Source organism: Cytobacillus stercorigallinarum (genome assembly GCF_014836495.1).
GTDB lineage: Bacteria > Bacillota > Bacilli > Bacillales > Cytobacillaceae > Cytobacillus > Cytobacillus stercorigallinarum.
In genome coordinates, this window is the sequence record NZ_JACSQT010000002.1 from 135,969 (window position 1) to 151,749 (window position 15,781).

At 31.9% G+C, this 15,781-nt stretch carries 15 protein-coding genes and 2 pseudogenes; 11 read left to right on the forward strand and 6 right to left on the reverse strand.

Features of this window, described 5'->3' with window-relative positions; genetic code table 11:
• Positions 1–5: 5 nt before the first annotated feature.
• The 8 genes and pseudogenes from H9655_RS05250 to H9655_RS22975 all read left to right on the forward strand — a co-directional run.
• Entirely contained in the window at positions 6–320 is a 315-nt protein-coding gene (locus tag H9655_RS05250; protein WP_191811656.1) for an LPXTG cell wall anchor domain-containing protein, read from the forward strand.
• A 28-nt stretch (positions 321–348) separates the two neighbouring features.
• The gene (locus tag H9655_RS05255) at positions 349–1,113 is read left to right on the forward strand and encodes a WxL domain-containing protein (protein WP_191811657.1); all 765 of its coding nucleotides are present in this window, start codon (positions 349–351) and stop codon (positions 1,111–1,113) included.
• A gap of 46 nt (positions 1,114–1,159) precedes the next feature.
• Positions 1,160–1,900: a WxL domain-containing protein gene (locus H9655_RS05260; protein WP_191811659.1), complete on the forward strand. Its 741-nt coding sequence runs from the start codon at positions 1,160–1,162 to the stop codon at positions 1,898–1,900.
• An 87-nt stretch (positions 1,901–1,987) separates the two neighbouring features.
• Positions 1,988–3,028 carry a DUF916 and DUF3324 domain-containing protein gene (locus H9655_RS05265; protein WP_225230454.1) on the forward strand — a complete coding sequence of 347 codons (1,041 nt, stop codon included), beginning with the start codon at positions 1,988–1,990 and terminating at the stop codon, positions 3,026–3,028.
• 106 nt (positions 3,029–3,134) lie between these two features.
• Positions 3,135–3,875, forward strand: a complete 741-nt coding sequence (locus H9655_RS05270; RefSeq protein WP_191811662.1) for a class A sortase — start codon at positions 3,135–3,137, stop codon at positions 3,873–3,875.
• Between the two features lie 562 nt (positions 3,876–4,437).
• The gene (locus tag H9655_RS05275; RefSeq protein WP_225230455.1) at positions 4,438–4,611 is read left to right on the forward strand and encodes a hypothetical protein; all 174 of its coding nucleotides are present in this window, start codon (positions 4,438–4,440) and stop codon (positions 4,609–4,611) included.
• Positions 4,612–4,627: 16 nt separating this feature from the next.
• A pseudogene (gene tnpB / locus H9655_RS22970) lies at positions 4,628–4,936 on the forward strand (IS66 family insertion sequence element accessory protein TnpB); the annotation flags it as partial.
• Between the two features lie 111 nt (positions 4,937–5,047).
• A pseudogene (locus H9655_RS22975) lies at positions 5,048–5,634 on the forward strand (IS66 family transposase); the annotation flags it as partial.
• Positions 5,635–5,733: 99 nt separating this feature from the next.
• Here the strand turns inward: H9655_RS22975 and H9655_RS05285 are convergent.
• From H9655_RS05285 to H9655_RS05295, 3 genes are read right to left on the reverse strand one after another with little or no spacing between them, the layout of a single operon-like run.
• The gene (locus tag H9655_RS05285; protein WP_191811664.1) at positions 5,734–6,888 is read right to left on the reverse strand and encodes a Ger(x)C family spore germination protein; all 1,155 of its coding nucleotides are present in this window, start codon (positions 6,886–6,888) and stop codon (positions 5,734–5,736) included.
• Positions 6,881–8,353 (reverse strand): spore germination protein, encoded by a 1,473-nt coding sequence (locus H9655_RS05290; protein WP_191811666.1) that lies wholly within the window; start codon positions 8,351–8,353, stop codon positions 6,881–6,883. The genes H9655_RS05285 and H9655_RS05290 overlap by 8 nt, the downstream gene beginning before the upstream one ends.
• Positions 8,346–9,434 carry a GerAB/ArcD/ProY family transporter gene (locus H9655_RS05295; RefSeq protein ID WP_191811668.1) on the reverse strand — a complete coding sequence of 363 codons (1,089 nt, stop codon included), beginning with the start codon at positions 9,432–9,434 and terminating at the stop codon, positions 8,346–8,348. Before H9655_RS05295 ends, H9655_RS05290 begins: the two co-directional genes overlap by 8 nt.
• Before the next feature lie 406 nt (positions 9,435–9,840).
• On the opposite strand from H9655_RS05295, the gene H9655_RS05300 reads away from it, so the two are divergent.
• From H9655_RS05300 to H9655_RS05310, 3 genes are all read left to right on the forward strand, one after another.
• A complete protein-coding gene (locus H9655_RS05300) occupies positions 9,841–10,557 on the forward strand; it encodes a helix-turn-helix domain-containing protein (RefSeq protein ID WP_191811670.1) in 717 nt (238 codons plus the stop codon).
• Positions 10,502–11,314 (forward strand): hypothetical protein, encoded by an 813-nt coding sequence (locus tag H9655_RS05305; RefSeq protein WP_225230456.1) that lies wholly within the window; start codon positions 10,502–10,504, stop codon positions 11,312–11,314. Before H9655_RS05300 ends, H9655_RS05305 begins: the two co-directional genes overlap by 56 nt.
• Positions 11,315–11,897: 583 nt before the next feature.
• On the forward strand, positions 11,898–13,130 hold the full coding sequence (locus H9655_RS05310; protein ID WP_191811674.1) for an MFS transporter: 1,233 nt from the start codon (positions 11,898–11,900) through the stop codon (positions 13,128–13,130).
• 742 nt (positions 13,131–13,872) lie between these two features.
• Here the strand turns inward: H9655_RS05310 and H9655_RS05315 are convergent.
• The 3 genes from H9655_RS05315 to H9655_RS05325 form a co-directional block, all read right to left on the reverse strand.
• Positions 13,873–14,346 carry a staygreen family protein gene (locus H9655_RS05315; protein WP_191811676.1) on the reverse strand — a complete coding sequence of 158 codons (474 nt, stop codon included), beginning with the start codon at positions 14,344–14,346 and terminating at the stop codon, positions 13,873–13,875.
• A gap of 190 nt (positions 14,347–14,536) precedes the next feature.
• On the reverse strand, positions 14,537–15,298 hold the full coding sequence (locus H9655_RS05320; RefSeq protein WP_191811678.1) for a hypothetical protein: 762 nt from the start codon (positions 15,296–15,298) through the stop codon (positions 14,537–14,539).
• 73 nt (positions 15,299–15,371) lie between these two features.
• The gene (locus tag H9655_RS05325) at positions 15,372–15,764 is read right to left on the reverse strand and encodes a helix-turn-helix transcriptional regulator (protein WP_191811680.1); all 393 of its coding nucleotides are present in this window, start codon (positions 15,762–15,764) and stop codon (positions 15,372–15,374) included.
• Positions 15,765–15,781 lie beyond the last annotated feature (17 nt).

Below are 15,781 nucleotides of genomic sequence, written 5' to 3' on the forward strand. Positions count from 1 at the left end.
TCTAATTGAAGAAACAAATTATTATTCTTAGTATACTCATAAGTTTACTCATTTTTTTACCCACTCTCTCAAATGCTGAAAGTAATGGTGAATATAACTCAAAATCAAGAGTTGGCTTTTATGGTGAATATATTTATGAACATGATAAAAATCCTTCACCTGAAACATCGGGGTTAGAAAAGCATAGTAGTCCGTCTACACTAAAAGAGTTTAATCGATTACCACAGACAGGTGAACAAACAGGATTTTTACATGTTTTATTTGGTTTTTGCATAATCTCATTAGCAATTCTTCTATTAAGAATGAATTATAGTCAATAGATAAAATAAACAGAGAAGGAAGTATATTATGAAAAAATCTATTAAAGTACTATCAAGTACAGCCTTAGCGTCAGTTCTTTTAATCGGAGGGGCACTTTCTGCAGTTGCGGATGGTGCTGAGTATGAATCAATAGGTACAGTAAAATTTAAACCTTATACAGGAATAACAGAGCCAGTTGACCCTAATAATCCAGACGAGGAAGTAAAACCAGAAAATCCAGATGGATCTGATCCAAACGCAGGTACGAATGGGCCACTTAGCATAGACTTTGCCTCAAGCATACACTTTGGTGAAAATGAAATTTCAAACATAGACCAAACATATTATGCTGATCCACAAAAAATTAACATCACTGACACTGAGGGAAATGTAACACAAGAATTACGCTCAAATTATGTCCAAATTTCCGATAACCGTGGTAGTAATGCTGGATGGACATTAAAAGTTAAACAAGAAGGTCAATTTACAAATGATAATACCCTAAATGCCACATTAACTGGGGCACAAATTTCCATGATTGATGGGAACGCATTTACAAATATGACTAACGTAACAGCTCCAGTTACAACTGATATTATATTAGATCCAAATGGTGCAGAATCATTAGTAATGACAGCTACATACAAAGCAGGAGCGGGAAAATGGCTAGATGTGTTTGGTCAAGTTGAAGAGGTGAATGGTGAACTGAAAAATACAGCAATTACCCTTTCAATTCCCGGTAGTACACCAAAAGATGCTGTTGAATACAGTACAAAATTAACTTGGATTTTAACTGATTCACCTACAAATTAATTTTAAGAATTATTTATTTATAGAATTATATAGGAGGATAAATATCATGAAAAAACCTTTGAAAATAGTAACAAGTATAGCGTTCACATCTACCTTATTAATAGGAGGATCTCTAATAGCATCAGCTGATGGGGGAGAGTACGATACAACAGGTACAATCAGTTTTACACCATATACCGGTATAACAGATCCTATTGATCCAGATAATCCTGATGAAAAAGTAGAACCAAAAAATCCAGATGGAACCGATCCAATCCCAGGAACTACCGGACCATTAAGTATTGACTTTGCGTCATCTTTTGATTTTGGCGAACAAGCGATTACCTCTGAAGACCAGACCTATTTTGCTACTCCACAAACTATATTAATTGATGGAATAGAGGAAGAAAGAGCAAACTATGTACAGGTGAGTGATAACAGGGGGCTTGAGACAGGATGGACTCTACAAGTAAGGCAAGAAGAGCAATTTAAAACAGAAGAAGCTGAAGAATTGACTGGAGCAGCTATTTTAATTTCAAATGTTAATGTTCAAACTTCATCTGCTTCCTCTCTTCCAAGTACTGTCTCAAGTGAAATAGACTTAACAGCAGGTGTATTATCTGATGTAATGTCTGCTGAAGCAGGTGAAGGAGCCGGTACATATGTGGCTCGCTTTGGTGGAGATGCAGGGGACGAAAATATATCAACTAGTGTATCACTAACTGTTCCTGGTAGCACAACTAAATACGCTAAGGAATATTCCACAAATCTTACTTGGGTCTTAACAGATGCACCTGGAAATAGCTAATAAATTGTGATGTAAATACTAGAATGTAATAAAAAGTAATACATCATTTAAACTTTTGATGTATTACTTTTAATGGAGGTCTGTAAAATGAGAAGACAACGTATGACATTCATCCTTTTATTATCCATGTCTATTCTTTTAATTGATTTCTCTCTTAATGACCCATGGAAAATAACAGCATCAGAATTTAATTTCGCAGTTGAGACAGAGATACCTGAGAATCAAATTAATAAAGACAAAACGTATTTTGATTTAATGATGGATCCTGGAAGTAAACAAGACTTAATTATTAATTTGAGAAATGATACTGATTCAGATGTGAAAATTCATCCCATTATCCAAAGTGCTACGACAAACATAAATGGAGTAGTTGAATATGGGTTAAATGATATTGAAAAAGATCCAACTCTAAAATATAAAATGGATGACATAGTAAAAGTAGAAAATGAAATTATAATTCCTGCAAATGGAACCTATGAATTAAAGTTAACGGTAGAAATGCCTAAAGAAGAATTTGATGGAATTCTAGCAGGAGGAATAACGCTTCAAGAAGTAGTAGAGGAAACCAATACAACAAATAAGAATAATAAAGGCATGTCTATAAAGAATAATTTTGCCTATGTAATTGCTATCCTTTTAAGAGAAAATAATAATGACATTTCACCTAAACTAAAACTAAATGATGTATTTCCTGATCAAGTAAATTCTAGAAACGTTATTATGGCAAATATCCAAAATATAAAATCCATCTATATAAATAAAATGGCTATAAAAGCTACAATTACAGAAAAAGGGAAAGCAGAAGTATTATACGAAGCAAACAAAGAAAACCTGCAAATGGCACCAAACACAAACTTTAACTTTCCGATTGCGCTAAATGGGGAAAGGTTAGCAGCGGGTGATTATATTTTAGATATAACAGTTCAATCCAATGGGGAAAAATGGCACTGGAAAAGGGAATTTAAGATTGATGGAGAAACTGCTAAAAAACTAAACGAAAGTGATGTTACTATTCAAAATGATTTTACATGGTTATATGTTTTATGCGGTGCTCTTATTCTATTATCTACCTTGATTATATTGATTGTATTTTTAAAAAGAAAGAAGAATAAAGTGATAAGGAAATGAAATTGAATGGGCAAATTATTAGAAAGAAGTTCGAGTGAAATTATAAAAAAAAAAGCCAATTGATATAATCATTTATAATTTATTGGTTTTTCTTTTTCTAGTAGGTTTGATTTTAATAATTTCACCTTGGATTAAAGATGAAATTATTAAAATTGAGATAAAAAAATACCAATTAGAAAATTTTTCTCATGAAGAACTAAAGAAAAATTATGAAAGAAGAAAAGAGCTTAATACAAATTCAAGTATAGGAACACCAGATTTTTTAAAAGTTATAAAAAATATTTCATCAGTCAATCGAGAGAATGTTTTAGGCGCTATTATAATAGAAGAGCTAGACCTATCTTTACCTATTATTCATGGTACGACTACAGAAAACCTTTTAGTTGGTGCAACAACAGTTTTGAACGAACAGAAAATGGGGGAAGGTAATTATGTATTAGCAGGGCATCATATGAGGGATGATACCCTTTTATTCAGTCCTTTACTAAAAGCAAAAGAAGGAATGGAAATAAATATTACCGATAAAAAAGATGTCTTCACATATAAAGTAACTGATATTAAATTAGTTCATGAAACAAATCTGAACGTTTTAAATTCAACTGAAGTGCCTACCTTAACATTATTAACATGTGATGTATATAATATGAAAACTCAAAAGAGAATAGTAATAGTTGCAGAATTAGTTAAGAGGCTAGACTATAAAATATTTGATACAACTTTTCATGATGGAGAAAAAATAATAAAACCAACTTATTCTTTTAAAGATTTCCTATGGTTAGGATTTATAATAATTAGTTGTATGTGTTTATTATTAATCTTTACTAAAGAGGACAAATATAAGAGATAATTTCTTTTCATAATTTGTAGATACAAAATAAAACTAATGTTGTCTAAAAACCTAAAACTCAATGCGAGTAAAATAGGTTATTACTACCAGTTTAAAAGGTTTATCATTATTAGTGGGTTAATGTATTAATTGATAAAATTCCCTTGTAATAAATCATTTAAATAGTATTCAAATTTTTTAAATAGAAAATGAACATTTCAAAGGTGGTCATTTTTAATAATACGTCTAAAATGTATGTATGTTTAGTGATAATATTTTCATCTAATTGTTTTAATAATATCAAAACTTAATAGTTACTTTAGTTTGTTAGAAGATATTCTAAATAATGAAAACTGCTGTGAATTAAAAATTGAAAGTTAAACATTTGATAGGTACTTTGGTCATTTTTGTTTAATATTAATGCCAAAGTTAACACACACTCCCTATTTATTTTTATAGGAAATGAGTGTAATTTTTTTAAAAAAAATTCTGGTTAATCGTAAGCCCGTATTCAAACAACGCATATAAAAGTAGCAGCACCTCCGGTACTATTAACTTATCAATTTAAGGAGGTGCTTTTCATATGCCACAACAAAAACTTACAATTGTCCCCGTTTCATTACATCCTAAAAACGATATTACGGCTGCAACAATTCCAGCGCACTTTCCTCAAATCCTACTTGTACGATCAAAACGGGCAACACTGAAATCTCCTTCTTTAACGGCATCGATGAGCGCAGCATTCAAACAGTTATGAGGGAGTTGAAAATTCCGTGAAACACGATTATACAAGCGTAAAAAACATTTACATCATATGCGGTAAAACAGATATGAGAAAAGGCATTGATGGATTAGCCACACTGATTCAAGATTCTTTTGAATTGGATCCATATGGTGATTCCATTTTCTTATTTGCAGGGTGGAGTAAGGATTGTTATAAATGTTTGTATTTCGACGGTGATGGCTTCCCCATGCTCTATAAACGTTTGGATAACGGTAAACTCCAATGGCCCAAAGATGAAAAGGAAGTAAGCAATCTTTCACAACAGGAGCTACGCTGGCTCCTTGAAGGGTTATCAATCCAGCAAGCCAAAGGCGATTCAATTCAAAAGGTACAAATTAAGCGTGGTAAAGCACAACAGCCTCCTATTCAACGCAGCATGGCAAGTCCTAGCGTACTTGCCAAAGTCATCTATGATAAATTAGAAGGCGTTGCCTTCGCGAATTGTTGGGCACATGTTCGTCGTTATTGGCTTAAAGCGGACAGTAAGAATGGGCAAATTGGTGTGAGCTATTGTGACGATTTATATCGACTCGAAAGGAAATTTAAACATTTGTCTCCGAGTAAGCGAAGAAAAAAACGTCAAAAATACTCAAAGCCAATAGTAGATCAATTCCTTGAATGGGTTGAAAAGTCACCATTCTACGGTAAAAATGCGTTAGCGAAAGTAGCTGAATACACATTGAACAGGGCAAATGGACTCAAAGCATTCCTGAATGATGGACGTATTGAAATTGATAATAATCCAGCTGAAAACGCCATCCGTCCCAACGTTTTAGGAAGAAAAAATTGCCTATTTAGTGTTAGTGAAGCCGGAGCAAAAGCAAATGCCATATGTTAGAGTATTGCAGAAACTGCCAAAAGTAACGGCGTTGATTTCTACGAATACTTAAAGAAATTTCTGACGGATCTACCGAATTTGGGAATCCATCAGAACCCTAAATTCTAGATCAGTACATGCCCTGGTCAAAATTGATTCAGGAGGAATGTAGAAAATAAATGAAATAAGCCGTAATTCAATTAAAAAAAATTGAATTTATGGCTCTTTGTGATGCGTACCGGAAAGTACGCTTATTTTTATCTAATTCGGGCTTACGGTTAATCAAAAGCAGGTTCCATCTTATGGCCACCGGAGTCTTTAATAAAAAGGTCTACAGAAACATGTAAACTTTCGGGGGTAAGTGGGATTTTTCCTTTTTCTTGGACTTTGTTCCATTGTTTCAGATTCTTTTTATAGAGTCTATTTGATAAGTTATATATATCAATATCACTTTCTAATGCAGTGTTAAAGGTTTTTAGGATGTCCTGTTTTATCACTTCTTCTCCTTTTTGCTTAATTTTATTCAATTGCAGATCAGTTCCCATATGGGTAATAGATCCCTTTGCTTTCACCTCTATTTCAAAACTTGGAGAATTATTTTTTATGTTTGAATTAGGTTTGACTTTAACCTTCATGTCGTTGATTAACAACCCTATATTCTCTGGACCACTTGGTTGAACGATTAATTCTTGATTCGTAAATTCCTCCTTCACCCATCTGTATCCAGCAATTTCATGATTATTGAAAATCCTTTTCATTTCTTTCTCCGACAATACTGCTAGCCCATCGAATTTTATCACAGAATCTTCCCCTTCATTAGATTCCCAAGTATCGTTTGAATAAGTGATTAAGGGAACAAGCGCTCGATATGGTGGTTCGTCCAGAGCAATGGATAAATTGCGTAGGTCCACTGGTGCCACATTAAAGTTTTTATTGGTTGTAACAGAGGGGTTGCTTAATCTTGTAAATTCCATAGACATTCCGAGGATAGAGGTTGTTTTAAGGATTTTTTCTAATGGTTCGTTACAAACATACATCCATACGCGGTAATGCGCTTCAAAATAACGTTCAATATAATCAACTACTGGCTTTAAAGAATCCTGATCAATGAGAGACGTTGTAAATACAATATAATTCAAGTGTCCCCAGAATACTTTTGATTGTGTAGAACGATAAAGCTTAATAATTGCTTCTTCGACTGAGTTTCCTGAAGCTTTACCAAGTTCATATTTAATTTTTTTATCGCCACCACTTGATTCAGATTTTGCCAATAATGACAAGTTTATAATCTGAACATAAACGGTATATTTATTATCCTTATAATCAACACCTAATCCATGAGCATACATTTGCCTCTCAGGCTCGTGGCTGTCCCAGCATGCCGTAAGCAAAGGAGTAATCATTATGATAAGTATACATATTTTTTTAATCATTTCTTTTTCCGCCTTCTGTATCATCTAAGGGAGACAGGATCTTGGGCCTTGTTTTTTTCTTTTGTGCAGGTAATCTAAAAAGAGTTTTAAGTAATTCTATGGCACTTGAACTACTTAAATTTGATGTGTATGGCACACCAAATGTTTCGATTTTAGTAATATAAGTTAAGAGAACTAAGAAAGAAACCATAAAGCCAAAGAAGCCAAAGATTGTTGAAAATAATAAAATAAAGAATCTTGATAATGCGATATTGCCAATCAGCGATTGATCACCTAATGTAAATGTGGCAACAGTGGACGTTGCGATGACTACAAGCAGAGTTGGACTGGATAATCCAGCGCTAATAGCGGCATCGCCAATAATTAATCCACCAACTACACTCAATATTTGGCCAATAGGGGAAGGAAGCCTACTTCCGGCTTCTTTAAAGAGTTCAAACAATAAAAGCATAAAGAATGCTCCTAGAGATGACGGAAAAGGCACTCCTTTTCTTGCTTCAACAATAGTAGCTAACAAACTTATTGGTAATTGGTCCTGATGAAAGGTAGTCATTGTAATATAGAATCCAGGGAGAAGTGTTGATACTATAATGCTAAAAACTCTAAAGATACGTTCGAGAGAGTTGTATAAATATGGATTCTCTTTGTCTTCACTTGACTTGAATAAATAGTAAAAGTTAACTGGTGTCAGATAGGCGTATGGTACACCATCAATAAGAATGACAAAGCGAGCATCTAATAAGGACTGTACGGCAAAATCCGGCTTGCCGGTATATCGATAGCGAGGAAAGAGTGCGTATGGATTATCATTTATCAGTTCCTCTAGTTGTGTACCACTTAAGAGTCCATCTATATCAATATTGTTTAATTTTTGCTTTATTTTGTCCAGAATTTCTTTGTTCGCCACATCATCTATATATAAAAGCGCCACTTTCGTTTTTGACCTTCGTCCTATTTCTAGCATTTCGGTGATTAAGGATGTTGTCTTGAGCCTTTTTCTAATAAGTGCTATATTGACAGATATTTCTTCAATAAAATTATCTCTAGGGCCCTTTATAGTAACCTCTGTCCTAGTTTCTTCCGGTTGACGTTTAGGAAAATCAGGTATATTCACTTCGAAGAAAATGTTATCAAAACCAAAATCAAGTAATACCATTCCAGAAAAAACATCAGAAATGAGCTGGTCATTCTCAGTAACGACCTTGAAGGAGGGGAGATGTAAACCTGATAGAATTTCTTCAACCGTCCCTACTTGATCACGGTTGGAAAAATATTTCTCCAATGCTCCATACACATCTTTAAATAGCATTTCATTATTAATCATCCCTGGAGAGTAAACCATTATTACTTGATTATTGTTGAAATAGGCGCTCTCAAACTTAACATCTGCACTATTCTTAAACATATCTTTTAATTTGTTGTTTGATGGAGGATTTTCATTTACACCTTTATTATGACTAGACATAATTTTTCTCCTGTTTTCTAAATGGTTTTATAACTACAAGCAAGTACAAAACAAACGAAAATATAAAAATGAGGATACATGTACTTGGGAAATAATAGAAATGCAAAAAATGGATATAAATACTATCGTTTATTGGCAACAAGGCTAGACAGCTAATAACCAAAACAGGTATGAATAACCATTTGCTAGTATGTTTCTTTTTTAAATTCAATTCACGAATAATAAATAAATGAGTGGATATGCGAATAAATGCGCCAGACAACCACTGATATAAAGACAAAAAGTCAAGATGCTCAATAAAATCACCAATGGCAACAAGTCCCCATTGTTCATAAGCTGGAAACCTTTGTCTTCCTGCCTCTATTGGGCCAAATTCTATGATTGATCCTATTAATGGTCCTAATGTTAGCCCTGTTAAAATAATGGATATGTATACAAAATGTTTGAATTGATAGGGCTTGGATACTTTATGTTGAAGCAAAATAAAGAAAATAACCTCTCCCATACCTGATAACTGATATAAGGTACCATTCAAAACAGGTTGAATGCCATTTTCAAGAAAGGGTTGTAATAAGCTAATATCTTTTTCTGGTGTATTTGCTATGGAAACAAAAATACCAAATGCAACAATAAAGATAAGTATGAATACATTTAATGATGCTAAAGAAGAAATATTTGTAGTGGATGTATACCAACAAGCAAGAATTAATATGACAACCAAAAGGAATTTCGGTGTTTCAGGTAAAAATGAAATACTTGTCCACGTTATTGTTTCTCTTAAAGTTACAGCAGCAGTCACGGTACTAAAAAAAGAGATGAAAATATAAATTGCCATACTCATACTTTTACTTATATACTTATCTATCCATTTAATTATATTCATGCCGTTAGTTTTTCGATGAAGAGTAAGCAATAGCCAACTCCAAAGAAGAGTAATGACTAACGCAATGAATATACTTAACCAAGCATCCCTACCTGCTGTTTGTATAAGAGGGGGGATTAATAGTACATGAACAGACAAGCCTATATTAGTAATAGCAATAAATATCAATTGAATGATAGGAATTTTTGTTTGATTCAAAAACAAGACCTCCTAGCCTAGAAGGCGCAATTTTTAGCTTCGAATGTAGCTTATGGTAATTATGGATTAATATACATTGATGAAACAAAGAAAAATGGGTATTGAAAATGTTAAAAACCTAGAGGGTAGATAGTGGTTTAAAATTAAATGTAATAAGTATGCCAAAAAAATTTTTAATGTATGATAGGAAATATATTGAGGAGTAGAATTGTAAAGTATTATAAAGCAAATAAAACTTAATATATATGAACAAACCTAATAAGAATTTTCGGAGGTTTTTTTGCTAATTATAGTTATAAATTAAATGAAAAATGTTTAGAAGATAAACAAAAAAGGGAAGAATCCATAGGTACAAAGGCTTAATTTTTGAAAAATACATAGATTAATCGTATTTAGGTAAAGGGAGATGAAAAATAAAATGTATAACTTTTTGGACAGATCTATTTATCAAAAAGTACGTGTGCTCCTATTTCTATATAACAGTAGAAATAATTGTTCAATAACTGAAATCTCTGAGTATGTAAATATTTCAGAGAAGACAGTTATAAAGTTTCTCGAAGAACTATCGAAAGATTTTGTTGAAATAAATATAGGAGCTGAGATTGAATACAAGAATAATAAAAGTGTTCAATTAAATACAAAAGATAATTTTTCTATCAAAAAGATGGAACGTTTTTATTTAGTACAATCATTGACTTACAAAGCATGTGATGAAATCTTTTATAATACTTTTGATAATATTGGCACTTTTGCTGAAAAAAATTATACTAGCTATGCAACGATGTATAGAAGAATAAATAAAATTAAACCTTTATTAGATCAATTTAATCTTAAATATTCTACTCAAGATATGTCATCTTTTCACGGAACTGAAACACAGTTTCGTTACTTTTATTTTTTATTTTATTGGAATTCATGTTGGGGGGAAGTGTGGCCATTTACATTTGTAACACGTGAACAAATGCTAGAAATACTTTCAAAAGAAAATAAGACGATAACAGAACCTATGCTTTATTGGCTTGCAATTACAATCACAAGAGCAAAATTGGGTTATATAATAGAAAACGATGTATCATACAAATCGTTCACAAAACACAATTATTTGTATCAGTCTTTTTTCTAGTTTAGCTAAACCTTTATTTGATGAACTTACCACGTTAAATGAAGAAGAAATCAATTTGGAAATGATGTTTTCGTTTACAGTTATAAGTTGTTATGAGTTTTATCATCCCAAAGATCAAAATATCGGACATATTTTAAATTTCTCCCATTATCATTATCAAGATTTATTTGTTCAGACAACTATCTATTGGTTAGATACTTTTATGAATTATTTTTCGATCAATATAAGCGGGGAAGAATACAGTGCACTATTTGTTAATCTGATGTACTTACATTATTCTATACAAATATTTAATGGCCCAGCATTCTTATTTAAAGAAGATCTTTTTAAAGTAGCATTTGAGCAAGAACCTACCTATTATGTGAAACTGATGAATGAATTTTATGATGAATTACAAAAAAACACCCAATACTCCACAATATTAAACCAACGTGAAAAGTTAATAGGGAGGTACCACAGTATTCTAAAACAAATTATTAGTTTTAATCCGGACCCGGAACCAATTAAGATAAAATTATTTTCTATTCTTAATGATAACTTTAGACAATTAATCATTGAAAAACTTAATGCATCAGACTTACATATTAAATTATGTAATGATACAGAATCTCCGGATCTAATTATTACAGATCGTCTTTATTTAGATTTAAAAAAATATAATACAAAAATATTTGTATGGAACTCTATTCCAAATAATAAGGACTATGAAAGATTAAAAACCTGTATAGAATATTTACATATGGATCATATAAATTAACCTCATTGCGATTTTTCGGATAGACGGTGGTGTTGTAGACGGAAAATCGCAATAGAATTGATTGATTGACATAAAAGTATTGTCAATTTAATTTTTGGAATTAGAAAAAAATTCAAATGTTATACAGGAAAATCTTGTTACATGATGTAGAGTTACAAAGAGTTAAGCCTTAAAAGGGATCCATACATGTAATAAATATAACTTTAATTTAACGTTGCGATTCAATAATTTGGTATGATTATGCAACTCTTTATAATTTTATTTATAATAAATAGCATGAACCGCGAAACCAATTTCTTGAAGAAAATGAAACTGATTAAAATCAAATGCTAGAGTGCCAGAAAAATTCGCTTATGCCTTAGTCGACTTTATGGTTAAGTACTTACTTTGATTAACTAATATACCATAGATAGGATAAGAAAGAGGGCTATGGAGACGGGAGATAGGACTTTTGAAAAATATTATCCTTTCTATTCCAATACTAACAATAGTAGTACTATTGTTATATTTACCACTAATTGAAAGGAATATTGATGTTGGATTTAGATGTGTTTACGAAGCTTAGGAATGAGGGAGGAAAAAGGTGAATAAATCATTTTATTATTTATGGGCCAGTATCTCTTTTGGAAAGCTTTCCCTATCACTATATACAATGACCGCAACCTTAATCATCTTTTCATTGACTCATTCCGCTACTCTTGCTGCTATGGTAATGCTAATACATGTAATTGGGAAATTTCTTAGTGGATTTGTATTCCCACTAGTTACAGAAAGTACTTCATTGAAGAAAATTTTAAGTATGTCACAACTTACTCAATTCCTTATTATTGCATGCATATTAGGTGTTGTAAGTATGGATATCAATCAGGTTGTGCAATTAACATTTATTTATTCTTTAATCGGACTAGCAGCATTTATGGATGGGTTTATCTCCCCATCTCGCATGTCACTAATACCTGAGCTGGTGGAAGACACAAAGATAGGTAAAGCAAATAGCCTGATTAGTACAACTGATCAATCATTTGCTTTACTTGGATGGTCTGTAGGAACAATAGCTATTAATTATTATGGTGAAAGTAGGGTTTTATTAGTAAGTTTAACTCTTTTGATGCTTTCTTTTTTCTCATCATTACGATTAAAAATTAAAAAGATAAAGGAAGCAAAAAAACTGCCGAAATGGGAAATCATCAAAGCTGGTTGGTTCATTCTTTTTAGTAAAAAAAATCATATGAGAACCATTACAACTATGGATATATTGGAAGGAATTGCTTCTGGAATTTGGATAGGCGGTATAACATTGGTATTCGTAATTGAAGTACTGAATAAAGGGGAACAATGGTGGGGCTTCATTAATACAAGTTATTATGTAGGAAGTATTTTAGGTGGAATCCTGATAACTATTTTCTCCAGAAAGCTTCAAAAACATTTAATAAAAGGGATTATCGTAAGTTCATTTTTAGTGAGTATGTTGATATTTTTTTATGCAGCTAACAGTACTGCCTGGATAGCTCTTGTTTTAGTAGTCATAATGGGCCCTTTTTACCAATTAAGAGATATTTCTCAACAAACCTATATCCAAAAAGTTACTTTAGATGACTCATTATCTAAATTGTATGCCGCAAAGGATAATCTTTATTATTTGGTATTTGCGCTTTCAGTGTTTATTACAGGCCTGATTTCGGACTATATGGGTGTTGTTTATGTCTACTTTTTGGCATTTCTACTGTATTTGATTTCTTCAATTTTTGCCTTAATTACATTCCGAAAGGGAAATCAAAGTCCACAGATTGATAAAGTAATTAATGAGTACCAGTAAAGTCTAGAAAAAAATAAGGATTTTCTTAACATCTAATACTAAAATATGTGGAAAAACTTTTACAGTAAAATTTAAAAAGCCGTTGATTCCTTAGCGTATGTTTTCCACGTTTTGTTGGTAGGACCCCATAATGAAGTTGTTTTTACGGCGATTCATCAAATAAAAGTTTAGACTTTTTCCTTTCAAAAATCGTATAGAGGAAGAAGTTTAGACTTTTTTGTCCTATTAGTTTTGGCATCCTTATGTTTGTACAATTAAACAGGAATGAGGGAGACCTTTAGTAATATAAATTTTTATTAGTTTACATAATATATATTATAGGAAGTTAAATAATCATAATCATTTCTGTCTCAATATCTAAGTATACTTAAAATAATGAGACGGAATAAAATTTTATGATCTTAATCTTTTTTGTTGTCAATAATTAATAATAGCAAATCCATATGGAATCTTTTGAACAACTATAATTTGCATGTTTGTTCAAGTTTTAGTTCGATTCATGAATTTATATTTCACTTTGTTAAAAATAATCCAATTGAAATAACGTAACTCAATGATTTGATTCCATTTGTTTTCGTTCTTTTACTTTTGCTAGTTTATACCATATAATTAATTATCTTTTTAGGCCATGACCATTAATAATATTGTCTCGTTATGATTTTTTAATACTTTTCAATACATCATAATTGGAAAAAGTTATAAACCATTCTTCGATTTATAACTTTTAGTTTACATAATAATATTATTGTCTCTGTAAAGCTTTACTTAAGAACTGTCTTACGTTTCCATAGTATTGTATCTTATTAAACTCAGTATAATCAGATTGAAACTGTACGTAGATTGGTGAATCGAGCAACCAAGGATAATGCTGTAAAAATTGTTGATCCCCATAAACAAGCGCTATTAACCAATTATTGATCTCTCTTTCATAAATAAGGAATCTTATCTTAGCATAAGGTTCAGTGTATTCCCCTTTACTAATTTGAAAACGGCAGAACAATACATATTGCCCCATTTGCGGTATCCACTTCGCTTGGAGCGCATCAGAATGATTGTACTCATTGTCTTGTACGTCCTCAATGGAAATGCTCAAATAAGCTTGTTCATCTCCATAAGGCTGTCGAAAGTAATAATTTCTATATTCAACTGGCTTTACATCTGTTGCAGGAGCAAGAATATCAACCTTTAATTTTGTTAAATCTAACTCTTCATTCATTGTATCCTTCCCCTTCATTATAAAGTGGTGACTTCTATACATCATATGCCTATTAGCTAAAGTTGTGCTAGTTAGACATTTATCCCTTATCCTTTACTACAAGTTAACAAACTTGATGAATATATCATAAAAAATACCTATAGTTTATCTTTACTTTTTTAAGCGAAGATAAACTATAGGCTATAACGGCTTATTTGTTTCTTACATCCAAAATTTCTACGTTCATTAATTGCCATTTTTCATCTTCTCTTATCCAAAAAGATTGCAAAAAAGCAATAGTATCATTATGGTCTATACCTGTGACCCTTTGCATGCCCTTCAAACCCTTTTCTCCCTTTGTATTTTCAAAAGGAGTCAGCATACTGTAAGAGTTAACAGTTAGTTCAAATGGTTCGTTTAACTTCCCTTTATGATATATACCGAGCTTTTCATACGCTTTTGCATTTCCAGCTAAATCAAACGTTACTTCTCTATTTTCGTTTTCTACTGCGATAACAGCTTCGTAATTATCCTCTAATTGCGCAGTAGAAATGACTGGATCAGGCACTCCTAAGTTAATTAGTTTCCCATCTTGATAACTATAAAGATAGTATGCAGCATTTTCTCCACTATCTTCTGTATTGATTTTCACTAGTAATTCCTTTTTACCATCATCATTAAAATCAATGATTTTTAATCGTGGGTCAAACCCTGCTTCTAAATCTACTTTGACAGATTTTTTTAGATTATCTTCTACTTCTAATGATAATTCTTTAAAAAAACCAGCTTCTTCTTCATAGCGGATCCCTTTAATCTTTATCGTCTCTTTTAACGCTTTACCAGAAAGCTCTGCTTCTTGGGTAATGACTGTTTTTTGCTCTTCATTCTTATCTGCACCAGCATATACAGCGGTCATGGTGGATAAACTCATCAAGAAAAAGGCAGTTAATGCGACAAGCACTTCTTTCTTCATTGTAAAGACCCTCCTAACATTATTATTAGGATGTCCCTTATTGGAAGAAAAATGCAAAAAAGACATGAAAAATTTATTTTCTTTTTATCGGTCCATAATGATCACTCATGGCTTGATTAAGCAGTCCTAAACAACGGTCAAGCTCCACTTTCATTTGCTTTCTATACAGCTCGTATTCTTGTTTTCCCTTTTCCGTAAAATGATAAATGATAATTTCTTGAAAATCTACGCCAGGTTCTCCAAGTAACTTTTTTTCTCTTCTCACCCACCCCTCTCTCGTTAATTCATGTAATGTTTTATAGATTTCGGAATGAGTAGGATGATATCCATATGGTTTAAATTCGGTTCTTAAATCATCTAAAAACTGAGTACCATAACGTTTATTCGCTTCAATCATTTTGAGTAAATACAATTTCAAAAATGCTCTTTGTCTGACAAGAAAGCCCCTCTTTAATTCTGTTTCCATCGTTCTCCCCTACCTTT

Excerpts from the sequence above, each read along its gene's own strand:
- H9655_RS05300 (WP_191811670.1), top strand. The coding sequence starts at position 9,841 with ATGAAAAATAAAATGTATAACTTTTTGGACAGATCTATTTATCAAAAA.
- H9655_RS05305 (WP_225230456.1), top strand. The coding sequence starts at position 10,502 with ATGTATCATACAAATCGTTCACAAAACACAATTATTTGTATCAGTCTT.
- H9655_RS05265 (WP_225230454.1), top strand. The coding sequence starts at position 1,988 with ATGAGAAGACAACGTATGACATTCATCCTTTTATTATCCATGTCTATT.
- H9655_RS05285 (WP_191811664.1), bottom strand. The coding sequence starts at position 6,888 with ATGATTAAAAAAATATGTATACTTATCATAATGATTACTCCTTTGCTT.
- H9655_RS05320 (WP_191811678.1), bottom strand. The coding sequence starts at position 15,298 with ATGAAGAAAGAAGTGCTTGTCGCATTAACTGCCTTTTTCTTGATGAGT.
- H9655_RS05255 (WP_191811657.1), top strand. The coding sequence starts at position 349 with ATGAAAAAATCTATTAAAGTACTATCAAGTACAGCCTTAGCGTCAGTT.
- H9655_RS05260 (WP_191811659.1), top strand. The coding sequence starts at position 1,160 with ATGAAAAAACCTTTGAAAATAGTAACAAGTATAGCGTTCACATCTACC.
- H9655_RS05325 (WP_191811680.1), bottom strand. The coding sequence starts at position 15,764 with ATGGAAACAGAATTAAAGAGGGGCTTTCTTGTCAGACAAAGAGCATTT.
- H9655_RS05275 (WP_225230455.1), top strand. The coding sequence starts at position 4,438 with ATGCCACAACAAAAACTTACAATTGTCCCCGTTTCATTACATCCTAAA.
- H9655_RS05290 (WP_191811666.1), bottom strand. The coding sequence starts at position 8,353 with ATGTCTAGTCATAATAAAGGTGTAAATGAAAATCCTCCATCAAACAAC.
- H9655_RS05315 (WP_191811676.1), bottom strand. The coding sequence starts at position 14,346 with ATGAATGAAGAGTTAGATTTAACAAAATTAAAGGTTGATATTCTTGCT.